Source organism: Aliiroseovarius sp. PrR006 (assembly GCF_010500215.1).
Taxonomy (GTDB): domain Bacteria; phylum Pseudomonadota; class Alphaproteobacteria; order Rhodobacterales; family Rhodobacteraceae; genus Aliiroseovarius.
Map to the genome: position 1 here is coordinate 1,648,932 of NZ_JAAGOY010000004.1, position 24,600 is coordinate 1,673,531.

Genomic DNA, 24,600 nt, shown 5'->3' on the forward strand with positions numbered 1-24,600 from the left:
CCGCCTCTTTGCGTTTCAGGGGTTATAATTCGCCTCATCGCGGCTTCGTCAAACACGACCATCCCTGAACAGCAAAGGATTTCCTTTTCAATGTCGCGCTTGTACAAATGCGTGTCGTAGGCTGGTTGAAATCGTTCCGGCTTTTCGCCCACCCTTGCGACCACCAACAGAGGAGTATGAACATGCGCACCCGTGCCGCCGTAGCCGTTGAAGCTGGCAAACCGCTTGAGATTATGGAAGTGAACCTTGAAGGCCCGCGCGCCGGCGAAGTTCTGGTCGAAATCAAGGCCACCGGCCTGTGCCACACCGACGAATTCACCCGTTCTGGCGATGACCCCGAGGGGATCTTCCCCGCCATTCTGGGCCACGAAGGCGCAGGCGTGGTGATCGAAGTGGGCGAAGGCGTCACCTCGCTTGAGGTCGGCGATCACGTGATCCCGCTTTACACGCCCGAGTGCCGCGAGTGTGACTATTGTCTGAACCCGAAAACCAATCTCTGCCAGTCAATCCGCTCGACCCAGGGCGCTGGTCTGTTGCCCGATGGTTCGACCCGTTTCTCGATGCTGGATGGCACGCCGATCCACCACTACATGGGCTGCTCGACCTTCGCCAACCATACGGTTGTGCCCGAGATCGCGCTGGCAAAGGTCCGCAAGGACGCGCCGTTTGATAAGATCTGCTACATCGGTTGCGGCGTCACCACCGGCATCGGCGCGGTGATCAACACCGCCAAGGTCGAAATCGGCTCGACCGCCGTTGTGTTCGGTCTGGGTGGCATTGGCCTGAACGTGATCCAAGGCCTGCGCATGGCCGGAGCGGATCAGATCGTCGGCGTTGACCTGAATGACAGCAAAGAAGAAATGGGCCGCCACTTCGGCATGACCGATTTCGTGAACCCCTCGAAGGTGGACGGCGATATCGTTGCCCATCTGGTCGAGCTAACCGGCGGCGGCGCCGATTACTCGTTCGACGCCACAGGCAATGTGAACGTGATGCGCCAAGCGCTGGAATGCGCCCACAAGGGCTGGGGGGAATCGATCATCATCGGCGTCGCCCCAGCTGGTGCCGAGATCTCGACCCGCCCCTTCCAGCTGGTCACCGGCCGCGTCTGGCGCGGCACTGCATTTGGTGGTGCTTCCGGCCGTACGGACGTGCCGAAGATCGTCGACTGGTACATGGACGGCAAAATCGAGATCGATCCGATGATCACCCACAAGCTGACGCTGGATCAGATCAACGAAGGGTTCGACCTGATGCACAAAGGCGAAAGCATCCGTGCAGTAGTTGAGTTCTGATCCACTTTCTATTCCTGATCAACTAAGGGGGCCTCGGCCCCCTTTTTCTTTTCAGCCGCGACAGAATGTAGACTTGCCTTCCTAGTCTAATTTCATAAATTAGAACCATTCTAATCAGGAGCTTTCCATGCTGTCCGCCACCTTGCATCGACGCCGTTTTTCCGATCTGTCCGAACAGGAGATCATCGCGCTGGCCATCTCGAACGAGGAAGACGACGCGCGGATTTATCGACAGTATGCCGAACATCTGCGAGAAGAGTTCCCCTCGTCCGCGAAGGTGTTCGACGGCATGGCCGAGGAAGAAGACGAGCATCGCCGCCTGCTGATCGAGGCCCACAAGGCCCGGTTCGGCGACGTCATCCCCCTGATCCGGCGCGAGCACGTGGCCGGGTTCTACGCCCGCCGACCGGTGTGGCTGGTCGAAAATCTTGGCCTTGAAACCATCCGCGGCGAAGCACGCGAGATGGAACGGCAGGCCGAACAGTTTTACCGCAAAGCCGCCGACCGCACATCGGACGCCAACACCCGCAAACTTCTGGGCGATCTGGCCGCGGCCGAGGCCGACCACGCCCACGCGGCCGTCGATCTAGAGACCAAGCATCTGGATGACAGCGCCCGCGAGACCGAAGATGAAGCCGCCCATCGCCAATTCATCCTGACATGGGTGCAGCCGGGGCTGGCGGGATTGATGGACGGCTCGGTCTCGACCCTCGCGCCGATTTTCGCCACGGCGTTTGCCACGCAGGACACGCACACCACGTTCCTTGTGGGGCTTGCCGCCAGCGTCGGTGCGGGCATCTCGATGGGCTTCACAGAAGCGGCCTCGGATGATGGCGAATTGTCTGGGCGCGGCAGCCCGGTGAAGCGCGGTTTTGCCTCGGGCATCATGACCACGCTGGGCGGGCTAGGTCACGCCCTGCCCTATCTGATCACCGATTTCTGGACCGCCACAACCATCGCAATCATCGTCGTCTTTATCGAGCTTTGGGCGATCGTCTGGATCCAGAACCGCTTCATGCAGACCCCGTTCATGCGCGCCACGCTGCAAGTTGTTGTCGGCGGTGCGCTGGTCTTTGCAGCAGGGGCGATCATCGGCGGCGGCTAGGCTGGCCTGACGTATCTCGACATCTGGCGATAGCTGATGCGGCGACCCAAACTCAGGATAGCCTGATGTAGGAGGCGATCATGTGCGACGCAACCGGAACCGCCGTGGGAACGGTATTGCTGGAAAACGACCGGATGCGCGTCACAGAATGGCGGTTTGCCAAGAAGGGTGACAACACCGGCTGGCATCGACATGCCTATGACTATCTTGTCATCCCGATGTTCGACGGAACCCTCGACATTGATCTGCCAGACGGAACCCGCGTTCAGGCACATCTTAAGAACGGCGTGCCCTATGACCGCAAGGCGGGTGTCGAGCATGACGTCATCAGCGGCAACGACTTCGAATGTGCCTTTATCGAGGTCGAGTTGCTTGAGGACCCCCGGCCTGCCTAAGCGCCGCATGGTCAAGTGAAATTCCCCATGCTAGGGCTTGGCGCATGATCGACGTGCTTTTACAGACCCTTCCGTTTTTTGCCCTGATCGGGCTTGGCTTTGGTGCTGCAGCACGTGGCTTTTTCCCACCCGAGGCTACGGCTTATCTGACCCGCTTTGTGTTCTACTTCGCGCTGTCGGCCATGCTGTTTCGCTTCTCGGCCAACCTGTCACTGGCCGAGGTGATCAACTGGCCCTTCATCTGGGCCTACGCGCTGGGGGGATTGGGGGTCTATATCTTGGCCACCGTGGTCGCCCTTGTCCGCAAACGTGGCGCGCAAGAGGCCGCCGTGGAAGCGCAATGCGCCGTGATCGGCAACACGGGGTTTCTGGGCGTCCCGATGCTGGCGCTGCTCTTGGGCGAGGCCGCAATCCCCGCCGTCATGTTGGTTTTGGCCGTGGATCTGTTCCTGTTCAGCAGCCTGATCGTCATCATCATCACCGGCACCCGCGACGGGCGGGTTAGCCCCGCCGTGCTGGGGACTGTCGGCAAGGGGCTGATGTCAAACCCGATGATCGTCTCGATGGCGCTTGGATTCGCGTGGTCGTCAACCGGGTGGGACTTGGCCGAACCGGTGCAGCGTTTTCTGGACCTGCTTGCTGGCGCCTCTACCCCCGGCGCGCTGTTTGCGATCGGGGCATCTCTGGCCTCGAAATCAGCTGAACGCCTGTCCGTCGCAGGCTGGCTGAGCTTCGCCAAGCTGATCCTGCATCCGCTGGCCGTAGGCATTCTGGCCTTCATGGTTTTCGATGTCGAGCCCTTCCTGGCGGGCGTCATGGTCGCCGCCGCAGGCCTGCCCGTGGCAGGCAACGTCTACATCCTGGCACAACACTATGGCGTGGCACCGCAGCGCGTGTCCTCAGCCATCCTGCTATCGACCCTCATTTCTGTGCTGACGGTCTCGGCCATCATCGCATGGGTGACATCATGATCATTCTGACCGGCGCATATCGCCTGTTCTTCCCGTCCGCGGCCTTGTTTGCCGGGCTGTCGATCCCCCTTTGGCTTCTGTCCCATGCCGGAGGAACCACGCCCACCTCTGATCCCTATCTGTGGCACCAGCACGAGATGCTTTGGGGGTATCTGCCCGCCGCATTGGTTGGGTTTCTGTTCACCGCCATTCCAAATTGGACGGGACGTCCGGCCCTGTCTCCAATGGCTCTGCTTGCGCTGTTTACGCTGTGGCTTGCGGGACGAGCGGCGATGTTCGTCACGTCCGGCGCGGTAGCCCCGCAAATTTTGGCGGCCAGTTTCCTGCCGGTTGCAGCGGTACTGGCCCTGCGTGAAGTCGTGGCCGCAGGCAACAAACGCAACATCGTCGTGGTCGCCATGGTCGGAGCCTTCTGGGTGGCGCAGCTCGTGTTTCTTTGGCTTGATACTCAGATCGGCCTGACGATTGGCTTCGCCGTCGCGCTTCTGCTGATGACCTTGATCGGCGGACGCGTGACCCCTGCCTTCAGCCGTAACTGGTTGAAGAAACGCGGCGCAACGCACCTGCCCGCTGAATTCGGCACGGTCGACAAATCCGCCCTGATCTTGACCATGGCAACCGCGCTTCTTTGGATCATCACAGACACCAGCCTGCTGACAGGCAGCGCCGCTGCACTTGCCACGCTTGCCCAAGCCCTGCGCCTGTCGCGGTGGCGTGGTCTGGCCGTCTGGAAAGAGCCGCTGCTTTTTGCCCAACACGCGGCCTATGCTTGGATCGTGATAGGTCTGGGCCTTCTGACGGCGGTCTGCCTTGGCGATTGGGCCAGCAGCGGACAGGCGCATCACGCGTTGGGGGCCGGAGCGATCGGCTCTATGACTGCCATCGTCATGCTGCGCGCGCTTCTGGGGCACTCGGGCCGCCCGATCGAGGCAACCCGCGCCGACACAATTCTGTTGATCACGCTGCATTTGGGCGCTGCGCTGCGCATCTGCGCCGATTGGGTATCGGACCCGACAGTTTTCTATCACGCAGGCGGCACGCTTTGGGCCGTTGCCATGATCGCGCTTGCAATACGCGCATTCCCCATTGCCATTGCGCCGCGCCTCTAGTTAGGTCGATCCAATACACGTGAAAGGAACGCGCCATGGAAACGATTTCGGAAAACGCCTGTTTCGGCGGCACGCAAGGGGTCTACAAGCACGCCTCGGAGGCCACCGGCACGGACATGACCTTTGGCCTGTTCCAACCAGCCGAGGCGCAGGACGGCCCTGTTCCCGTGCTGTGGTATCTGTCGGGCCTGACCTGCACCCACGAAAACGCCATGACCAAAGCAGGCGCGCAGGCGTGGGCGGCGGAACAGGGCATCGCGCTGATCTTCCCCGACACCAGCCCGCGTGGCGAGGGTGTGGCCGATGACGATGCCTATGATCTGGGACAGGGTGCTGGATTTTATGTGAACGCCACACAGGATCCGTGGGCGCCGCATTTCCAAATGTGGGACTACATCACCGAGGATCTGCCTGAACTCGTCTTCACCAAGTTCGCTCTGGACGCGGAACGTCAGGGCATCACTGGCCATTCGATGGGTGGGCACGGCGCGCTGACCATTGCCATGTCGCTGCCGGAACGGTTCCGCTCGGTCTCGGCCTTTTCGCCGATTTGCAATCCGACCGCCTCGGATTGGGGCAAGAAGCAGCTGGGCGCCTATCTGGGTGACGACACCACCAAATGGGTCGCGCATGACGCCAGCCTTCTGATGAAGAACGTGGGCTTTGACGGCCCGATGCTGATCGACACCGGCACCAAGGACCAGTTCATCGACCTGCTGAAGCCCGAAACTCTGGCCAACGCCATCGCCACGCGTCGGCAAGAAGCCGTATTCCGCATGCAGCCGGGCTATGACCACAGCTATTTCTTCGTCTCGACCTTCATGGAAGACCACGTGAGCTTCCACGCCGAGGCCCTGTGGGCGTAACCTGATGGCCCTGTATATCGACGCAGATGCTTGCCCGGTGAAAGCCGAGGCCGAGGACGTTGCGACCCGCTATAAGACCCGGATGTTTCTGGTGTCGAATGGTGGGCTGCGGCCATCACCGAACCCTCTGGTCGAAATGATCTATGTCCCCGACGGGCCGGACGTGGCCGACATGTGGATCGCTGACCGCGCGGGGGCGGGCGATGTGGTGGTGACCGGGGACATCCCGCTGGCCGCAAAATGCGTTGAAGCCGGGGCCGAAGTGCTGCGCCACAACGGCGAGCGTTTCACCCAGGCCAACGTGCGCGAACAGCTTGCCATGCGCGACCTGATGGCCGATCTGCGCGCCGCCGATCCGTTCCGTCAGGGTGGCGGCAAGGCATTTTCAAAAGCCGACCGCGCGCGCTTTCGACAGGCGTTGGACGCGGCTTTGCGCCGCGTCACGCAACCACGTTGACCAAAACGTAAGCGTCGATTCTTGCCAAGTTTTCCCCTTAATTGATCCAGCGTCATCATGGTTCGCTGATCCTACTAGGACAGCCCATCTGCATGCTTGCGGGCCGGGTTGACGGTAGCATGATGCGTGCTGTGGTAGGCGTTATGCACATCATGCTGGCGATATTTAAACCAAAGCCATTTTCAAACACAGGGGGAAGGCAATCGCTTTCCCCTTTTTTATTGGGCAATTCAACGCAATCGCTTGCCTAACCGACCTTCCGGGACTAGGCAGTAATTAACACTGACCGGAGGGCAAGCCATGCCGCATAGCGACCCAAAAACGCTGGTCTCAACCGACTGGCTGGCGAAACATCTAAAAGATCCCGACCTGCGCATCCTCGATGCCAGTTGGTATTTGCCGGATATGGAGCGTGACGCGAAGGCGGAATATGACGCCGCGCACATCCCCGGCGCGCGCTTTTTCGACATCGATGAAATTGCCGACCTGCGCTCGGACCTGCCACACACGATGCCTCCGGTGGAAAAGTTCATGTCCCGCGTGCGCGCGATGGGTGTGGGCGACGGCCACCAGATTGTTGTCTATGATGGCATGGGTCTGTTTTCCGCAGCCCGCGTCTGGTGGATGTTCCGCCTGATGGGCCACAAGGATATTGCCGTTTTGGATGGTGGTCTGCCGAAATGGCAAGCCGAAGGCCACCCAATCGAAGACATGCCCCCCGTCATCCGTGACCGCCACATGACCGTCACCCGTCAGGCCCACATGATCAAAGACGTGACGCAGGTGGCTGCTGCCTCGAAGCTTGGCGATTACGAGATCATTGACGCCCGCGGCGCTGAACGCTTCCGCGGCGAAGGTCAAGAACCGCGTGAAGGCCTGCGTTCCGGTCACATCCCGAACTCGAAAAACGTACCATTTGCCACGCTTCTGAATGCGGACGGCACGATGAAATCCCCCGAAGACACCCGCGCCGTGTTCGAGGCCGCGAATGTCAATCTGGACAAACCCGCCATCCTCAGCTGCGGATCGGGCGTGACGGCCGCGATCCTTGCGCTTGCGCTGGAACGTCAGGGCCATGACCGCCACGCGGTCTATGACGGCAGCTGGTCCGAATGGGGCATGTATTCCGACCTGAAAGTCGAAACCGGAGAGTAGACGATGTTCACCAACCTGAAAGCCCAGCCCAAAGACAAGATCATGGCGCTGATGCAGCAGTACCGCGAAGACCCGCGCGAAGGCAAAATCGACCTTGGCGTTGGCGTGTATAAGAACGCGACCGGTGTGACCCCGGTCATGCGCGCTGTGAAAGCCGCCGAGAAGGTTCTGTGGGACTTGGAAAGCACCAAGGCCTACACCGGTCTGGCTGGCGATCCGGCTTACGGCAACGCGCTGACCAAGCTGGTTCTGGGCGACGCAGTACCGTCCGAGCGCCTGTCGATGGCTGCCCAACCCGGCGGCACCGGTGCGATCCACCAAGCGGTCGAGTTGATCAAGATGGCCTCGCCCGATGCCACGATCTGGCTGTCGGCACCCACGTGGCCGAACCACCCCTCGATCATCAAGCACCTCGGCATGAAAATGGCCGAGTACCGCTATTTCGACAACGAAAGCCGCGCGGTTGATTTCGACGGGATGATGGAAGACCTGAAGGGCATCAAGGCGGGCGACGCGGTGCTGCTGCACGGCTGCTGCCACAACCCGACCGGCGCGAACCTGACCCTGCCTCAGTGGAAAGAGGTCGCAGACCTGATCGTTGAAAAAGGCGCGACCCCGTTGATCGACATCGCCTATCAGGGCTTTGGCGACGGTCTGGAAGAAGACGCCGCAGGCGTACGCCTGATCGCGCAAGCTGTGCCGGAAGCAATGATCGCGGCCAGCTGCTCGAAAAACTTCGGCATCTATCGCGAGCGGACCGGGCTGCTGACCTGCATCTCGGAAAACGCCGAGCAAGCCGGGATCACCCAGCAGAACCTGACCCACCTGAACCGTCAGAACTTCAGCTTCCCACCCGATCACGGCGCCCGTCTGGTGACCATGATCCTTGAGGACGAAGGGCTTAAGGCGGACTGGATGGCCGAGCTGGAGGAGGTCCGCACCGGCATGCTGGGTCTGCGTGAGCAACTGGCTGGCGAGTTGCGCACCCGCACGGGGTCCGACCGCTTCGGCTTCATCGCCGACCACCGCGGCATGTTCTCGCGCCTCGGCGCTACGCCCGAACAGGTCGAGGCCCTGCGCGTCGATCACGGCATCTACATGGTCGGCGACTCGCGCATGAACATCGCGGGTCTGAACGAAGAAACCGTGCCGATCTTGGCAGAAGCGATTGCGAAGGTTGGGGTTTAGGCCCCAACTTTTTCCCGCCGTTTTTTGAAGAACTGCTTTGCGGGACGAAACCGCCGTTGACTCCACCAACTTGAGCCACTGCTAGGTAAGTGGCCTTTCAAGTTCCTTGCAGGTCTGTACGTGCATCGCGGATGATCGAGATTGACGAATGAAGGAATAGCCCGGCTATACCAAACGCTACAATCAGGTCCGGCAAGGGGCTAGAAAATACCGCAACAAGACCCGCCGCAAGCACTACGGCCACATTGCCAATGGCGTCGTTACGAGAAAACATCCACACAGCGCGCATGTTCGCATCGCCTTTGCGATAAGGTAGCAGAGGCAAAACAGCCACGACATTGACGATGAGGGCTATGAGGCCAAACACCCCCATTAGGTCTGCGTCCGGAACTGAACCTGTGAACAAGCGCCAAAATGTCGAGCCAAGAACGCCAAATCCAAGAACCCCGAGAAAGACACCTTGGACAAGAGCAGATCTCGCTCGCCACACGAGGCTCCAACCAATCGCAACCAAACCAAGAAACGTGATGAGGCCGTCCCCAATAAAATCAAGCGCATCCGCCTTTAAAGCCTGCGAACCGGCAAAAAATCCGCCCAGCATCTCGATGCCGCCATAACCCACATTCAGGATGACAACGATCCAGAGTGCCCGCCGATAGGCCGGATCTTGATGAGCCACACCTCCCTGGAGTTCGGCATCTTCCCCGATCCGATCAAAACCGTACCCTGTCGTTGCCACAGCACGCTCGATTTCTGGCAGGAGAGTTTCCGCCACATTCAGCGTCATGATGTGCGTTGCGGCGGAGACTTTCACCGCATCAGGAGCTATCCCAGTAGATTGCGCTGCACGCTCAATTTGGGCCGCGTCCTTTGAACAATCCATCCCAGAAACGCGATAGCGCACTGAGATGGGTTTTGAGGTTTGGGCATCGGCCATTAGAAATACCTAGCTTCGGAGTCATCAATGGCCAAATAAATATCCGACGTTCGGTAAGATTGCAGCCTAAGAAATATGGGCTCAAAGCGGTCGTCGAAACCTCGAAAACATCACAAAAAGAAAAGGGGACCTTCCAGCCCCCTTTTCCACCCTGTTGGCCTTGGCGTTTGCGCGGCCAGCGTGCCGGGGGTTTGCCCCCCGTTCACCTCTTACCCGTTGGTGAATTCCGGGTAGGCTTCCATGCCCAGCTCGGCCATGTCCAAGCCGTTCACTTCTTCCTCTTCGCTGACCCGCAGACCGATGGTGGCCTTGATGATCGAGAAGAAGATGTAGCTGACCACGAAGACGAAGATGCCGATTGCCAGGAAGCCCATGATCTGGGTGCCAAAGCTGGCGTCGGTGTTGGTCCAAGCCACGATGAACGTACCCCAGAAGCCTGCAACCAGGTGAACCGGGATGGCACCAACCACATCGTCGATCTTCAGCTTGTCCAGCAGCGGAACCACGAAGACCACGATCGCGCCACCTACACCACCGATGATCAGCGACTGGAACAGCGTCGGGGCCAGCGGCTCGGCAGTGATCGAGACCAGACCAGCCAGCGCGCCGTTCAGGGTCATCGTCAGGTCGACCTTTTTGAACATCACCTGCGTCATGATCATCGCAACAACAGCACCTGCAGCAGCAGCCATGTTGGTGTTGGCGAAGATACGCGCCACGTCCGAGACGTCGCTGATCGTGCCCATGGCCAGCTGCGAGCCGCCGTTGAAGCCGAACCAACCCAGCCACAGGATGAACGTCCCCAAAGTTGCCAGCGGCAGGTTCGAACCCGGCATCGGGATCGTACGGCCGTCTTTATACTTGCCGATACGCGGCCCCAGGATCAGGACACCCGCCAGAGCTGCGAAGCCACCTGCTGCGTGCACCAGCGTCGACCCGGCGAAGTCCGAGAAGCCAGCTTCCGACAACCAGCCGCCGCCCCACTGCCAGCTTGCTTCGATCGGATAGATGAAGCCGGTCAGGACAACCACGAAGGCCAGGAAGGGCCACAGTTTGATGCGCTCAGCCAGCGTGCCCGATACGATCGAAGCCGTGGTGGCGCAGAACATCAGTTGGAAGAAGAAGTCCGATGCGCCCGAGGCATAGCCTACGTCCACCGCATCAGCGGCAACACCAACCGGATCAAGCGAGGTCACGGCGAAGAACGGGCCCAGCCAACCTTCGACCAGCCAGTCACCGGGATACATGATGCCGTAACCGGCCAGCCAATACATGATCGCCGCAATCGAGAAGAGCGCGATGTTCTTGGTCAGCTGCATGGTCACGTTTTTGGACCGCACAAGGCCCGCTTCCAGCATGGCAAAGCCTGCGGCCATCCAGAACACCAGAACGCCACCCAGAAGGAACAGGACCGAAGTCAGGATAAAGCCGGTGTGTGCGGCCGCTTCGCCTTCCGCGAAGGCCAGCCCCGGCAGTGCGGCCAACACGGCCGTCGAAATCAGAAGTTTGCGTGTCATAGTCTGTCCTTTCACGCTTAAACGGCGTCTGCGCCGGTTTCGCCGGTGCGCACGCGCATGGCGTCCGACACGTCGAGGGTGAAGATCTTGCCGTCACCGATCTTGCCGGTGTGCGCGGCCTTCGAGATGGTCTCGACGACCTCGGAGGCAAGGTCGTCATTCACGACGATCTCAAGCTTGATTTTCGGCAAAAAATTCACGGCATATTCCGCGCCGCGATAGATCTCGGTGTGACCCGATTGGGCCCCGAAGCCTTTGATTTCAGAAACCATCATGCCGGTGACGCCCACGGTGGTCAGGGCCTCGCGTACGTCTTCCAACTTGAACGGTTTGATCGCTGCAATGATCAGTTTCACGTTCTTTCCTTTCCTTCATCGGCATGGCGTGGTCACCATGCGCTTGAGGCAAGTCAGACGCCGCAGCGCAGCAAATTGCACGGAGATGGACAGAAATTGGGCAGGAAAGCTGACCTGAAAACCGGTCACGCCCGGAAATTGACACGGTTGCCTAGGGCAGTGCTGAAATTTGCGGCAGCGCGAAAAGTCGCGCGCTAACAGGCTTCGGGCTACACTTGCCCGAAACGAATCGCTAAGTCACAAGACAAGCCCAGAGCAGACACCGAGCAGACCCGGACAAGTATCATGAGCCAATCTGGCCAAAAGCGCCCCCCTTTGGTGGCAGACAAGCGTTATCCTGCGAAAAAGGCGGCGCACAAGAAGCCTGCGCGCAAGACGACGACCACCAAACGCAAGGCAGCGCCGAAGCGTCGCGGCGGGGGCGGTGGCGGGCCGCGCAAACCTCGTTCGATTTTCATGTGGCCCTTCGTGCTGATCGGCTGGGTGTTCCGGCTGTTCTGGCGATTGATGTGGAAAGGCGCGGTGGTCACCGCGCTGATCATCGGGCTTGCCGTGTTCTATTTCGCATCCACCATGCCCGAACTGAACGCGATGCTGGATGGCCGTGCCAAGGGGTCCGTCACCATTCTGGACCGCTACGGCGAGGTTTATGCTTGGCGCGGAGACCAGCGCGGGCGCACCATCACCACGGAAACCGTCAGCCCGCATTTGAAGAATGCCGTGGTCGCGACGGAAGACAAACGGTTCTACGGTCATTTCGGCCTCAGCCCGCGCGGGATTGCCAGCGCGGTGCGGATTAACCTGCGCGAAGGGCGCGGGCCTTTGTCTGGTCACGGCGGGTCCACGCTGACCCAGCAGGTCGCCAAGCTGCTGTGCTTGGGCGTGCCGTATGATCCCGACCAGTGGAAGAACGAAGCCGCCTACGAGGCTGACTGCCGCCAAGGGTCGCTGTGGCGCAAGATGAAGGAAGCCGTCTATGCGATGGCCCTTGAGACAAAGTTCACCAAGGACGAGATCCTGACGATCTATATGAACCGCGCCTATCTTGGTGCGGGATCGTTCGGGTTCGACGCGGCATCGCAACGCTACTTCGCAATCCCTGCATCCGAGCTGAACCCCGCGCAAGCTGCGATGCTGTCCGGGATGCTGACGGCGCCCTCGCGCTTTGCCCCGACCAACAACCTGAAACGCTCGCAGGATCGCGCCGCCACCATTTTGCGCCTGATGAACGAACAGGGCTATCTGTCGGACAAGGAAACCGCCCAGTATCAAGCGAACCCCGCCGTACTGTCGAAAGCCGCGAAGGCACAGGCGGGTGGGTATTTTGCGGATTGGATCATGGGCGACTTGCCCGCCTTCCTGACCCGCAAGACCACCGAAGATGTGATCATCAAAACCACGCTCGACCCGCGCATTCAGAAAGCGGCAGAAGGCGCGATGGCCAAGATCTTCGACGAGAAGGTCTCGGAAGGATCGAAAGCGCAGGCTGCGATTGTGGTGATGAGCGCGGATGGCGCGGTGCGTGGCCTTGTGGGCGGACGCGAAACCCGCGTGACCGGAGCGTTTAACCGCGCGACACAGGCCAAGCGCCAGACCGGCTCTGCCTTCAAACCCTTTGTGTATGCCGCCGCGCTGGACATGGGGTATCAATGGAACGACTTCGTGATCGACGAGCCGTATTGCCTGAGCATCGCGGGATCGGGCGAATGGTGCCCCAAGAACTACTCGAAGAAGTTCTATGGCCCGGTCAGCTTCACCGAAGCCTTAGCCAAGTCCCTGAACATTCCCGCCGTAAAAGTGTCCGAGGAAGTCGGGCGCGAGGCCGTGCGCTCGGTCGCGTCCATGTTTGGCATCGAAAGCGATCTGGCTGCGGGTCCGGCGCTGGCGCTTGGTGCTTCGGACGGAACGCTTCTGGAAACCACCGGTGCCTATGCGGGCATCCTGAACGGCGGCTCGTCGGTGACACCCTATGGCCTGACCGAGCTAAGCCTTGTGGGCGACCGTGATCCCCTGATGACCCAGACCGGCGGCATCGGCGAGCGCGTAATCTCGCGCGAGGCAGCTGCGCAGTTGACCTATATGATGAGCCGCGTGGTCGAAGAAGGCACCGGCACACGCGCGCGGATCGACGGGCTTGAGATCGCGGGCAAGACCGGCACCAGTCAGTCGGCACGCGATGCGTGGTTTATTGCCTTCACGGCGGACTACGTGATGGGCATCTGGATGGGCTATGACGACAACACGCCCCTGAAAGGCGTAACCGGCGGCGGCCTTCCGGCCGAGATGTGGCGCGAGGCGATGGTGAACATCCAGTCGCAGCTTGTCCCCACGCCGCTGCCGATGATCCGCCCGGATTTCGTGCCGCAGTTCGACGGACGTACGATGAACTCGGGCGAGCCCGGCTTCCAAACCAGCCCGCAGAACGGTCGGGGTGGCGATTCAGTTGGCGAGGCTGTCGAGGATGTGTTTATCGGGGTGCTGAGGTCGATCTTCGGGCAAGGAAACTGATCCAAGAGACACCCAAAGAAAAAGCCCCGGCCCCTTGCAAAAAATGTTGCTATTTGTGCTTCTGCAGACCCATAGCGATGTCGAAATTGGTTTGCTAAATCAAAAACTCCCGAAAATTTCTTCGGGAGCTCTTTCCACAATCCACCGCGACCAACGGCCACCATGCGGACGAAGTCGCCGATTAAAAATGCCCGCAATCACAAGAGAAGTAGCTGGCGACAGTGGCTACACTATATCCTGCCAGCAGATAAAAACCATGTCCTTGGCGCGTGAATACACGCCCTTATGCGCGGATTCCGAGGGTTCCTCGTGCTTTAACATGAGTTCAATTGCTGCGTCAGACTGCGCACGATCGAGAAATGACATGACGACAAAATACTCGTGATCTCGCTCATCATCCGTATCCATGATTGTATCACGTTGTCGTTTGCCGATCGCCCCTGCACGCTCGACCAGCCCGATGCTGCGCATGTGATCAACAAACCCCACAAAGGCGTCTCGAAAAGCCTCAATCTCGACCCCGGGCTTGAGGTTGAAGCAAGTCAACATGTGGAACATTGTAGTGCTTCCTTCGCCCCTTAAGAGTTTATCTCTGCAAGCAGATAATAGACCACGCAATCCTGTTTTCAAAATCGTAGAAGAGCGCCACCAAGGATGCTACCGAACATGGCGCCCTTACTTAAAGCCGACCTTCACTGCAGGGGTATTGTTGATGTTGCAGATCCCTAGATACGATATCTGCAACATTTACTGCAAAGGGCTGGACACAGGCCGGGGCTTTTTATCTTTGGGCCGAAGATCAGCCCTTCTGCAGATCCGCGATCAGCTGGTTCAGATCACCCTTGCGACGATCCAGCATCGCGCCGATTTCTTTCCGCTCGGACTTCACGATCGAAATGCCTTCGACCTGCATGTCGATGAACTTGCCGTTCTTGGCCGCCACGATGAACACAACGTCAAACGGCGCATGGCCCTTCAGCGTGGTCTTAGTCAGCACCTCAAAGCGCGTTTTCACTTGTGTCGTGCTGATAACATCAATGCGCCCGCCTTCAAATTCGCGGAAACGGCTTCCATAGCGGCGCGCGATATAGGTGCGGAAGGCTTTGACGAATGCGCTTTTCTGCGCGGCGCTGGCCGACCGGCCATCGGGGCCAAGCGCGGACAGGGCGATGAAGTTCACGTCTGCATATTTTGCGAACACATCTTCGAACCGTTTGATCATCGTCGCCTCGGAGGCGCCCGAATTGATGATTGAATTGATGTCACGCACAACCTTGCCGATCAGGTTCTCTGCCTGAGACGCAGAGATCGCCGCCAATGCACGACCCGGCATCGCAGCCAATACGCCCAGCCCGGCCAGCCCGCCAACAAAGGCGCGGCGTGTCACCCGAGTCTCGTTACCCATCATACGCATCGTAAATATCCTCAAGCTCGTCATCTTCTACTTCAACGCCCAACTCGTAGCGGCGCGAGTCCAGATAATAGAGCTGCATCAGCTCATAGCCTTCTTCGCTCTCATAGAACTCTTCAATTGTACCGCTGAACTGATAGCGATCACCAAACTTAGACAGGACCCACGCCGCTTTTGGAAGGTGTTTCACATCGGTCGGCAAAGCCAAGCTCAGCGGGTTAAACGCGAAGTCCACCAAGATCCCGATGCCATCACGCTCGGTCGACGGGCCAAAGAATGGCAGAACCACATAGTCCCCTTCCGGCACCCCCCAAACGTGCAGGGTTTCACCAAAATCGCTGCCACGTTCTTCCAGACCAATATCGGTCGCCACGTCGAAAATGCCAAGCAGACCTAACGTAGAGTTGAACACGAAGCGGACCGTGTTGTGAACGGCGTCTTCGACATTGCCCTGCAGCAGGTTGTTCGCGACAACGCCCGGCAAGGATGCATTATCTGAGAACGCCGAGACCGAGTCGCGCACGGGTTGGGGCAGCACGGTCCCATAGGTGTCAGACGCCGGGGACACAAAAATGCGATCCAGCTTGATATTGGCGCGGTGGGTGCGGCGGTTCTGATCCTCGTGCGGATCAGCATATCCGGACGGTGCGGGCGCCGTTGCACAAGCACTGAGCCCCATCAGAGCCAGACCGGCCAGCGCCAAAACAAATTTTGAATTTCTTTTCGTCACGTGAACTATCGCTAAACTTGGTGTTATCTGCTTATTCCGGCAACACATAATAGATGTAGCCCTAATGCACAGATGTTAAGGCTTCCGCAGCATTTGAATGTGACTATTTGGCGACAGGTACAAGCAGAATCCCGCCAAGCGTATGATGTTCGGCGGGCTACTGGCAAGCATTCGCGGGAACTAGCTAGACCAACATGAAACAGAACCAACTGATTCAAGGGCTGGAGGAGCTCCGATCTCAGCGCCACAAGCTGCGGGGCCTGATGTGGGCCGTCGCGCTGTTCTCGATCTTTGTGAACCTGCTGATGCTGACGGCGCCGATCTATCTGCTGCAGTTGTATGATCGGGTGCTTGGTAGCCGGTCCGAGGCGACGTTGATCGCCCTGACCCTGCTGATGGGCTTCCTGTTTCTGATGATGGGCATTCTGGACTATGCCCGCGCGCGCATTCTGGCGCGTGCCGGGGCACAGTTTCAGGCCTCGCTTGATCAGCGCGTGTTTTCTGCCGTCCTGCGCCAGCCGCTTAAGGATGGCGGCACCACGGCCGGGCTGAAGGATCTTGAGGCGGTGCAAAAGCTGCTCTCCAGCCCCGCTATCACCGCCGCCTTCGACATTCCTTGGACCCCGTTTTTCCTGTTTGCCATCAGCATTTTCCATCCGTGGCTGGGGCTTCTGGCCATCGCGGGTGGGGCCGTGTTGATCGGAATCACGGTACTGAACCAGATCATGACCAAGGGGCCGTTGACCAAAGCAACGATTGCCACCCACCACGCAGATCAGATGGCCGAGCAGATGCGAGTCGAGGCCGAAATGGTCCGCGCGCTTGGCATGTCCAGCGGGGCGTATAGGCGCTGGCATCAGTCCCGCGATATGTCGCTATATGAAAACCTACGCGCCTCGGATCGGCTGGGGCAGTTTTCCGCCATGTCCAAGACCTTCCGCCAGTTTCTGCAATCCGCGATGCTGGGACTTGGGGCGTATCTGGCTTTGAAGGGCGAGATATCTCCGGGCGCGATGATCGCGGGATCAATCCTGCTGGGCCGTGCCCTTGCGCCTGTGGATATGGCCGTGAACCAATGGCAACTCGTGCAACGCGCACGGTCCGGCCGGCAGGCTCTGGCCGAGCTTTTGGCCGAAACCCCGCCCGAGCAAAACCGCACCGCATTGCCGCGCCCAGGCGCGAAGCTGAGCGTAGACAAGCTGACTGTCATTCCGCGTGGCGCAAGCCGCGCCGTCCTGCGACAGGTCACATTCGACCTGAACCCGGGCGAGGCATTGGGGGTCATCGGCCCATCAGGATCGGGCAAATCAACCCTTGCGCGCGTACTGACGGGCGTTGTCGCGCCAGATGCCGGGACGGTCCGCTTGGGCGGCGCATCTCTGGACAATTATGCGCCCGAGGCTTTGGGGCAGTATATCGGCTATCTGCCGCAGCGCGTGCAAATGTTCGACGGCACGATTGCCGAAAACATCGCCGGGCTGGAGCTGCAGCCAGACGCCACCGCCGTCGTCGCTGCCGCCCAGATGGCCGGCGCGCACGAGCTGATCCTGTCGCTACCCGACGGCTATGACACGCGGCTTGCACCGGGGGGCGCCCCCCTGTCAGGGGGACAGATGCAGCGCGTAGGGTTGGCCCGCGCGATCTATGGCGACCCGGTCATTCTGGTGCTGGACGAGCCGAACTCGAACCTCGACAACGACGGGACGCAGGCGTTGAACAACGCAATCCGCGCGGTAAAAGACCGCGGCGGCGCCGTGATGATCATGGCCCACCGCCCCGCCGCCATTCGGGAATGCGAACTGCTCTTGATCATCGGCGACGGTGTCGCCCGCAGCTTCGGCCCGCGCGACGAGGTGCTGAACAAGCATGTTCAGAATGCGCAGCAAATCCAGACGGCGCAGACGAACGGGGGCACGCAATGACACACGCACCCGACGCCCCGAATTTCTCGGCCCGCCGCCCGCTGATCCTTGGCTTCATCGCTTTGCTGGTCCTGATCGGCGGCTTCGGCACATGGTCTATCGCCAGCAAATTGTCAGGCGCTGTGATCGCCGAGGGGCAGGTCCAGATCGAACAGAACCGCAAGGTGGTTCAGCACCCGGACGGCGGCGTCGTGACCGAAATCCTGATCAAGGAAGGCGGCGCGGTGCAGGCGGGCGACGTGCTGGTGCGCCTGGACGCAAGGCAGCTGGCCTCGCAACTGACCATCATCGAAGGCCAGTATTTCGAGCTTCTGGCCCGCCAAGCCCGCTTCGAGGCCGAGCGCGACCGCGCGGTCGATTTGACGTTTGACCCCGAGTTGATCGACGCCGCCGCAATCAATCCAGAAATCGACAGCCTGATGCAGGGCCAGATGCGCCTGTTCACCTCGCGCATGGACGGGCTGTCGACACAGCTTGAACAGCTCGACAAACGCAAGACCCAGATCTCGCGCCAATTGGACGGGTTTGATGCGCAAACCACCGCGCTGCGCGAACAATTGGCCTTGATCCGCGAGGAACTGACAAACCAGCAAGCCCTGCTGGACAAAGGCCTGTCGCAAGCCTCGCGCGTGCTGGGTTTGAAGCGTGAAAAAGCGGGCATTTCCGGGCGTCTGGGCGAACTTTCTGCCGCCCGCGCCGAGGCCGAACTGCGCATCACCGAGACCGAGCTGCAAAGCATCGGATTGCAAACCGACCTGCGTGAACAGGCGATCTCGGAACTGCGCGATTCCCGCGCCAACACCCGCGATCTGGCCGAACAGCGCCGCAATCTGCTCGAGCAACTCGACCGCTTGGAAATCCGCGCGCCCGTCACCGGCGTGATCCACGGATTGCAGGTCTTTGCAGAACGTGCCGTGATTCAACCCGCCCAGCCCTTGCTGTTTGTCGTCCCGCAAGACCGCAATCTGGTGATCAATTCGCGGGTTGAACCGCTGCATGTGGACCAGATCTATGTGGGGCAGACCGTGTATCTGCAATTCCCCGCCTTCAACAGCCGCGAGACCCCCGATCTGCTGGGCCATGTCACGCGCATCTCCGCAGACGCGTTCGTGGACGATGTGACCGGGCAGGCCTTCTATCTGACAGAAATCCGGATGAATGACGGCGAGATTGATCGCCTGCCAGAAGGCGCGGTGCTGATCCCCGGCATGCCCGTTTCAGCTTTCATCCGCACCACGGATCGCAGCCCGATCCTGTATCTGGTCGAGCCGCTGCTGGACTATTTCAAGAAGGCCTTCCGCGAGTCCTGATCCCCCGCGACGGGGAAAAGCGCGAAGGCGTCGGTTTCCCCCTTCCCCTGATCTCGGACGCGGGCTAGCGTCCGGACAACGCCTGTCCAACAGGCCAATCAAACGAAAGGATCACCCGATGAGCGCTTTTGAAACCCGCCTTGCCGAACTGGGCGTCACCCTGCCCGACGCCCCTGCCCCTGCAGCCAATTACGTGCCTTATGTTCAGGTCGGAGACCTCGTGCATGTCTCGGGCCAGATCTCGATGAAGGACGGCGCGTTCCTGACCGGCAAGCTGGGCGACGACATGACCGCCGAGGAAGGTGCCGACGCCGCCCGCAGCTGCGCCATTGCCCTTCTGGCCCAAGTGAAAGCCGCCTGTGGTGGCGATCTGGACCGTCTTCAGCGCGTGGTGAAACTGGTGGGCTTCGTGAACTCGACCGCTGACTTTGGCGACCAGCCGAAAGTGATCAACGGCGCGTCGGACTTCATGGTGGAAGCTCTGGGGGATGCTGGTCGTCACGCCCGTTCCGCCGTGTCCGCCGCCAGCTTGCCCTTTGGCGTGGCCGTGGAAATCGAAGGCATCTTTCAGATCAAATGACGCGTAAACCCGTCCCTCTGCCGCAAAGCTTCTTTGACCGGCCGATTGCCCACCGCGCCCTGCACGATCTGTCGGCGGGTCGGCCCGAGAACTCGCGCGCGGCCATCCGTGCCGCTGTGGATGCGGGCTACGGGATCGAGATTGATCTGCAAATGTCGAAAGACGGGCAGGCCATGGTCTTTCACGACTATGACCTGTCCCGATTGACCGGCGATACGGGCCCCATTCGTCAGCACGATGCGGTCGAGCTGGCCGGGATCGGACTAACTGGCGGGGACGAGGGTATTCCCAGCTTCGCCGAAGTGCTCGAGATCGTCGCAGGCCGCGTCCCCTTGCTGGTCGAGCTAAAAGACCAGCACGGCGCCATGGGGCCGCATGACGGGATGATGGAGAAGGCCACGGCCGAGGCGCTGGAGGGCTACACCGGCGACGTCGCCGTCATGTCCTTCAATCCCCATTCTGTTGCAGAATTTGGCAAGCACAACACCACCCTGCCCCTTGGCCTGACAACCGAGGCCTACACCGACGAAGATACCTCGCTTCTGCCTGCTGCCACGCGCGCATATCTGCGCGACATTCCCGACTACGACCGGGTGGGCGCAAGCTTCATCAGCCATGATGTGCGGGATCTGAACAACCCGGCGGTCACGCGCCTGAAGGATCGCGGCGTGCAGGTTCTGTGCTGGACCGTGCGATCGCAAGAGGTCGAAGCCGAGGCCCGCAAAGTGGCCGACAACGTCACGTTCGAAGGCTATCTGGCTTGACCCGTCCTGCCCTCTGCCCCTCAATAGGACCGTGAGCGAAACCCAAGTCGACATCCGCACCCACCAGTCCCTCGACGCGATCCGCGCCGAGGATTGGGATGCCTGCGCCTGCCCCGAACGGGCCGCGGGCGGGCGGGCATTGGACCCATTTACGACACACGCGTTTCTGTCAGCGCTGGAGCGGTCGGGATCGGTCGGGGAAGGCACGGGCTGGCATCCACAACACCTGACGGTCCACGCGGGAGATCAGGTCATCGCAGTGATGCCGCTCTATGTAAAAACCCACAGTCAGGGCGAATACGTGTTCGACCACGGCTGGGCGGATGCGTATGAGCGTGCCGGGGGAAGTTATTATCCAAAGCTACAATCCGCCGTCCCGTTCTCGCCCGTCACCGGGCGCAGGTTTCTGACCCGCCCCGGCAACACGCAGATCGGGCGGGCCGCGCTGGTGCAGGGCATGGTGCAGATCGCGGCGGACAACCAGATCAGCTCGGCGCATGTGACTTTCTGCACGGGCGACGAGGCCGAGGCAGGCAAAGCCATGGGGCTGCTAGCCCGCGAAGGGTTGCAGTACCATTGGCAGAATGACAGCTACGCGGATTTCGACGGTTTTTTGAACGCGCTGAGTTCTCGCAAGCGCAAGCAAATCCGCAAGGAACGCCGCATCGCCCAAGGGTTTGATGGCGAGATCATCGCCCTAACCGGCGACCAAATCCAACCGCAGCACTGGGACGCGTTCTGGCATTTTTATCAGGACACCGGCGCGCGCAAGTGGGGCCGCCCGTACCTGACCCGCGCCTTCTTTGATCAGCTCCATGACACGATGGCAGGCGACTTGCTCCTGGTTCTGGCCGAACGCGACGGCCGCCCCGTGGCCGGCGCGCTGAACGTGATCGGCCGCGACACGCTGTTCGGTCGCTATTGGGGCTGCGTCGAGGACCACCCGTTCCTGCATTTCGAGCTGTGTTATTATCAGGCCATCAGTTTTGCCATTCAGCACGGGCTGGACCGGGTCGAGGCTGGCGCGCAGGGTGAACACAAACTGGCGCGCGGCTATCTGCCCGTCACCACCCATTCGCTGCATTGGATCAACGACCCCGGCTTTCGCGAGGCCGTCGACCAGTTTTTGCAATCAGAGCAGCGCGCCGTTGCGCAGGACATCGACATCCTGACCTCATACGGCCCGTTCAAAGCAATCGGAAATGCCGAACCAGAGTAGCGCGAAATACTCACCAACTGATCGTTGTCAAAGCAACCAATTTTCGCCTAACGTCGGGGCGAAGAAACGCGGAGAAAACCATGAGCCATATCGTCGTGATCGGAGCCGGACAGGCCGGAGCATCCCTGGTCGCCAAACTGCGCAACTCGGGCTTTGACGGGGACGTTACTCTGATTGGCGCCGAAAGCGCGCCGCCCTATCAGCGACCGCCGCTATCCAAGGCCTATCTGCTGGGGGATATGGAGCTGGAGCGCCTCTATCTGCGGCCTGAGAACTTCTATGCGGATCAGAACATCGCCCTGCGGCTGGACACCCGCGTGAACGCGATTGATGCGGCTGCGAAAGAGGTCGTGATCGGGGATGAGCGCATCTCCTATGACCAACTGGCCATCACCACCGGATCCACGCCCCGCTATCTGCCTGCCGCGATTGGTGGCGATTTGGACGGCGTGCACGTGGTGCGCACTCTGGCTGATGTGGACGGCATGGCGCCCGAGTTCGCCGAAGGTCGCAGCGTATTGATTATCGGTGGGGGCTATATCGGTCTGGAAGCCGCGGCAGTGGCCGCAAAGAAGGGCTTGAAGGTCACGCTGGTCGAAATGGCCGACCGCATCCTGCAACGGGTCGCGGCACCCGAGACCTCGGACTATTTCCGCACGCTACATACCTCGCATGGCGTCGACATTCGGGAAGGCGTTGGGCTGGATCGGCTAACCGGCGAGGGCCGCGTGACGGGTGCCACCCTGTCAGACGGGGCCATGCTGGAGATTGATTTCGCCATCGTTGGTGTGGGCATCGCTCCCGACAGCGCACTGGCCGAAAGCGCGGGGCTGGAGCTGGACAACGGCATCAAGACCGACGCACAGGGCCGCACCTCGGATGCGTCGATCTGGGCGGCGGGCGATTGCGCCTCGTTCCCGTATCGCGGCGAGCGTATCCGTTTGGAAAGCGTCCCCAACGCGATTGATCAGGCCGAAATCGTCGCCCGCAACATGATGAACGAAGGTGTCGATTACGTCGCCAAACCGTGGTTCTGGTCGGATCAGTATGACGTGAAGCTGCAAATTGCGGGCCTGAACACGGGCTATGACAACATCGTCACCCGCCCCGGCGACAAAGAGGGCAGCGTCAGTTTCTGGTACTATCAAGGCGATACGTTGCTAGCTGTCGACGCGATGAATGATCCGCGCGCCTATATGGTCGGCAAGCGGCTGGTCGAAGGCGGGAAGTCGCCCGACAAAGCCGCCGTGGCCGATCCGGGAACCGAGCTGAAAGCCCTTCTGGCATGAGGATCATCGCTGGCCGATTTCGCGGGCTTGCGTTGGCAAGTGTCGGCAAAGGGGATGCGGGCGCACATTTGCGCCCCACCACCGACCGCGTACGTGAAAGCCTGTTTTCCATGCTGACCGGCGGGCGCTTTGGCGACCCGATCGACGGTGCGCGTGTGCTTGACTTGTTTGCAGGCACCGGCGCGTTAGGGCTTGAAGCCCTGTCGCGCGGGGCCGCTCATGTGACCTTGGTCGATGACGGGCGCAAATCTCTATCGCTGATCCGCGAGAACATCCAGAAATGTCGCTGCGCGGACGAAGCGACAGTGCTGAAACGCGACGCCACCCGCCTGCCCGAAGGCACGCCCCATGATCTGATCTTTCTGGACCCGCCCTATGGGAAGGGACTGGGCGAAAAGGCGCTGGCGGCAGCGATCAAGTCGGGCTGGGTGGCTGATGGTGCACTGATCGTGTGGGAGGACAACGTGCCGGTAATCCCGCCTGCTGGAGTCACTCAACTGGACAGCCGCCGCTATGGCGACACGGTGATTTCGATTTGCGAGTACACAGAAACGTAGCAGGCACCACAGATTTAAAGAAAACTTGGAGACTAGGGGGAAACTTGAAGAAGTTTCCCCTAAGTCAAATTTGCGTTCACCCCCAGGTCGGGTGGAACTTTCCAGCAGGCGACAAGGTAAAGATCTCGCACCCATCTGCGGTCACACCGACCGAGTGTTCAAACTGCGCCGACAGCGATTTATCTCGGGTGATCGCGGTCCAGTCATCGGACAGGATCTTAGTCTCCGGGCGACCCAGATTGATCATCGGCTCAATGGTGAAGAACATGCCTTCTTCCAGCACAGCACCCGTACCCGGACGGCCATAGTGCAGCACGTTGGGAGGCGAGTGGAACACGCGGCCCAGACCGTGACCGCAGAAATCGCGCACGACGGACATGCGCTGTGCCTCGGCGTATTTCTGGATGGCGTGACCGATGTCGCCAAAGGTGTTGCCCGGCTTGACGGCGGCGATGCCCTCCATCAGCGCGTCATGGGTCACTTGGATCAGACGGTCCGCATAGGGTTTGACCTTGCCGACCTTGTACATGCGACTGGTGTCGCCATACCAGCCATCGACGATCACAGTGACGTCAATGTTCAGGATGTCGCCCTCGACCAGCTCGTCATGTTTGCGACCGGTCTTGTCATTCTTCATCTTCGGCGTTTTCGAGCCGGGAATGCCGTGGCACACCACATGGTTCAGCGAGATACACGACGCGTGCTTATAGCCCTTGTAGCCGATCGTGGCCGACACGGCCCCTGCTTCGTCCACCATCGCCTCGATTGCGGCATCCAGTTCGGCGGTGGTCACACCGGGGGCGATCATCGGGGCCACGCGGTCCAGAATCTCGGCTGCCAGCTTACCCGCTGCATGCATCCCAGCGAAATCCGCCGGGTCATAGAGGCGAATGCCTTCCTTGGTTACGCGCATCTTGTCGTCCATGGTGGTTTCCTTCTTCTGCCCCCTAGATAGGGCG

General features: G+C 60.3%; 24 protein-coding genes. 17 read left to right on the plus strand and 7 right to left on the minus strand.

Features of this window, described 5'->3' with window-relative positions:
* Positions 1-182 precede the first annotated feature (182 nt).
* The 9 genes from G0Q00_RS08080 to G0Q00_RS08120 all read left to right on the plus strand — a co-directional run bounded on the left by G0Q00_RS08080 (position 183) and on the right by G0Q00_RS08120 (position 8,541).
* Positions 183-1,295 (plus strand): S-(hydroxymethyl)glutathione dehydrogenase/class III alcohol dehydrogenase, encoded by a 1,113-nt coding sequence (locus G0Q00_RS08080; RefSeq protein WP_163038030.1) that lies wholly within the window; start codon positions 183-185, stop codon positions 1,293-1,295.
* A gap of 127 nt (positions 1,296-1,422) precedes the next feature.
* Entirely contained in the window at positions 1,423-2,400 is a 978-nt protein-coding gene (gene mbfA, locus G0Q00_RS08085; RefSeq protein ID WP_163038033.1) for an iron exporter MbfA, read from the plus strand.
* Positions 2,401-2,480: 80 nt separating this feature from the next.
* Positions 2,481-2,795, plus strand: coding sequence for a cupin domain-containing protein (locus G0Q00_RS08090; protein WP_163038035.1), 315 nt, complete (start codon positions 2,481-2,483; stop codon positions 2,793-2,795).
* A gap of 44 nt (positions 2,796-2,839) precedes the next feature.
* Positions 2,840-3,766 (plus strand): AEC family transporter, encoded by a 927-nt coding sequence (locus G0Q00_RS08095; protein WP_163038037.1) that lies wholly within the window; start codon positions 2,840-2,842, stop codon positions 3,764-3,766.
* Positions 3,751-4,875 carry an NnrS family protein gene (locus G0Q00_RS08100; protein ID WP_163038039.1) on the plus strand — a complete coding sequence of 375 codons (1,125 nt, stop codon included), beginning with the start codon at positions 3,751-3,753 and terminating at the stop codon, positions 4,873-4,875. The genes G0Q00_RS08095 and G0Q00_RS08100 overlap by 16 nt, the downstream gene beginning before the upstream one ends.
* A gap of 35 nt (positions 4,876-4,910) precedes the next feature.
* Positions 4,911-5,741, plus strand: a complete 831-nt coding sequence (fghA, locus tag G0Q00_RS08105) for an S-formylglutathione hydrolase (protein ID WP_163038041.1) — start codon at positions 4,911-4,913, stop codon at positions 5,739-5,741.
* 4 nt (positions 5,742-5,745) lie between these two features.
* Complete coding sequence (locus G0Q00_RS08110; RefSeq protein ID WP_203564911.1) at positions 5,746-6,198, plus strand: YaiI/YqxD family protein; 453 nt, start codon at positions 5,746-5,748, stop codon at positions 6,196-6,198.
* Between the two features lie 300 nt (positions 6,199-6,498).
* The gene (gene sseA / locus G0Q00_RS08115; RefSeq protein WP_163038043.1) at positions 6,499-7,353 is read left to right on the plus strand and encodes a 3-mercaptopyruvate sulfurtransferase; all 855 of its coding nucleotides are present in this window, start codon (positions 6,499-6,501) and stop codon (positions 7,351-7,353) included.
* Between the two features lie 3 nt (positions 7,354-7,356).
* Positions 7,357-8,541 (plus strand): amino acid aminotransferase, encoded by a 1,185-nt coding sequence (locus G0Q00_RS08120; RefSeq protein ID WP_163038045.1) that lies wholly within the window; start codon positions 7,357-7,359, stop codon positions 8,539-8,541.
* Between the two features lie 97 nt (positions 8,542-8,638).
* Here the strand turns inward: G0Q00_RS08120 and G0Q00_RS08125 are convergent, their stop codons facing one another.
* From G0Q00_RS08125 to G0Q00_RS08135, 3 genes are all read right to left on the minus strand, one after another.
* Positions 8,639-9,478 (minus strand): cation transporter, encoded by an 840-nt coding sequence (locus G0Q00_RS08125; RefSeq protein WP_163038047.1) that lies wholly within the window; start codon positions 9,476-9,478, stop codon positions 8,639-8,641.
* Between the two features lie 209 nt (positions 9,479-9,687).
* Positions 9,688-10,995 (minus strand): ammonium transporter, encoded by a 1,308-nt coding sequence (locus G0Q00_RS08130; RefSeq protein ID WP_163038049.1) that lies wholly within the window; start codon positions 10,993-10,995, stop codon positions 9,688-9,690.
* A 17-nt stretch (positions 10,996-11,012) separates the two neighbouring features.
* The gene (locus G0Q00_RS08135) at positions 11,013-11,351 is read right to left on the minus strand and encodes a P-II family nitrogen regulator (RefSeq protein ID WP_163038051.1); all 339 of its coding nucleotides are present in this window, start codon (positions 11,349-11,351) and stop codon (positions 11,013-11,015) included.
* A gap of 285 nt (positions 11,352-11,636) precedes the next feature.
* On the opposite strand from G0Q00_RS08135, the gene G0Q00_RS08140 reads away from it, so the two are divergent.
* Complete coding sequence (locus tag G0Q00_RS08140) at positions 11,637-13,859, plus strand: transglycosylase domain-containing protein (RefSeq protein ID WP_163038053.1); 2,223 nt, start codon at positions 11,637-11,639, stop codon at positions 13,857-13,859.
* A 225-nt stretch (positions 13,860-14,084) separates the two neighbouring features.
* Here G0Q00_RS08140 and G0Q00_RS08145 read toward each other — a convergent pair whose 3' ends face one another.
* The 3 genes from G0Q00_RS08145 to G0Q00_RS08155 all read right to left on the minus strand — a co-directional run bounded on the left by G0Q00_RS08145 (position 14,085) and on the right by G0Q00_RS08155 (position 16,000).
* On the minus strand, positions 14,085-14,417 hold the full coding sequence (locus G0Q00_RS08145; protein ID WP_163038055.1) for a hypothetical protein: 333 nt from the start codon (positions 14,415-14,417) through the stop codon (positions 14,085-14,087).
* 241 nt (positions 14,418-14,658) lie between these two features.
* Positions 14,659-15,264, minus strand: a complete 606-nt coding sequence (locus G0Q00_RS08150) for a phospholipid-binding protein MlaC (protein WP_239058350.1) — start codon at positions 15,262-15,264, stop codon at positions 14,659-14,661.
* Complete coding sequence (locus G0Q00_RS08155) at positions 15,257-16,000, minus strand: VacJ family lipoprotein (protein ID WP_163038057.1); 744 nt, start codon at positions 15,998-16,000, stop codon at positions 15,257-15,259. The genes G0Q00_RS08150 and G0Q00_RS08155 overlap by 8 nt, the downstream gene beginning before the upstream one ends.
* A gap of 194 nt (positions 16,001-16,194) precedes the next feature.
* Between G0Q00_RS08155 and G0Q00_RS08160 the strand changes: the two genes are divergently transcribed.
* The 7 genes from G0Q00_RS08160 (at position 16,195) to rsmD (ending at position 23,641) form a co-directional block, all read left to right on the plus strand.
* Positions 16,195-17,922 carry a type I secretion system permease/ATPase gene (locus G0Q00_RS08160; RefSeq protein ID WP_163038059.1) on the plus strand — a complete coding sequence of 576 codons (1,728 nt, stop codon included), beginning with the start codon at positions 16,195-16,197 and terminating at the stop codon, positions 17,920-17,922.
* A complete protein-coding gene (locus tag G0Q00_RS08165; protein WP_163038062.1) occupies positions 17,919-19,232 on the plus strand; it encodes an HlyD family type I secretion periplasmic adaptor subunit in 1,314 nt (437 codons plus the stop codon). The genes G0Q00_RS08160 and G0Q00_RS08165 overlap by 4 nt, the downstream gene beginning before the upstream one ends.
* Positions 19,233-19,350: 118 nt before the next feature.
* Positions 19,351-19,812 carry a RidA family protein gene (locus tag G0Q00_RS08170; protein ID WP_163038064.1) on the plus strand — a complete coding sequence of 154 codons (462 nt, stop codon included), beginning with the start codon at positions 19,351-19,353 and terminating at the stop codon, positions 19,810-19,812.
* Positions 19,809-20,576, plus strand: coding sequence for a glycerophosphodiester phosphodiesterase family protein (locus tag G0Q00_RS08175; protein ID WP_163038066.1), 768 nt, complete (start codon positions 19,809-19,811; stop codon positions 20,574-20,576). The genes G0Q00_RS08170 and G0Q00_RS08175 overlap by 4 nt, the downstream gene beginning before the upstream one ends.
* Before the next feature lie 31 nt (positions 20,577-20,607).
* A complete protein-coding gene (locus tag G0Q00_RS08180; RefSeq protein WP_163038068.1) occupies positions 20,608-21,795 on the plus strand; it encodes a GNAT family N-acetyltransferase in 1,188 nt (395 codons plus the stop codon).
* A gap of 80 nt (positions 21,796-21,875) precedes the next feature.
* Positions 21,876-23,084: an NAD(P)/FAD-dependent oxidoreductase gene (locus G0Q00_RS08185; protein ID WP_163038070.1), complete on the plus strand. Its 1,209-nt coding sequence runs from the start codon at positions 21,876-21,878 to the stop codon at positions 23,082-23,084.
* Entirely contained in the window at positions 23,081-23,641 is a 561-nt protein-coding gene (gene rsmD, locus G0Q00_RS08190) for a 16S rRNA (guanine(966)-N(2))-methyltransferase RsmD (protein WP_163038072.1), read from the plus strand. Before G0Q00_RS08185 ends, rsmD begins: the two co-directional genes overlap by 4 nt.
* A gap of 76 nt (positions 23,642-23,717) precedes the next feature.
* On the opposite strand, the gene map is transcribed toward rsmD, so the two are convergent.
* A complete protein-coding gene (map, locus tag G0Q00_RS08195) occupies positions 23,718-24,566 on the minus strand; it encodes a type I methionyl aminopeptidase (protein WP_163038075.1) in 849 nt (282 codons plus the stop codon).
* Positions 24,567-24,600: the final 34 nt, after the last annotated feature.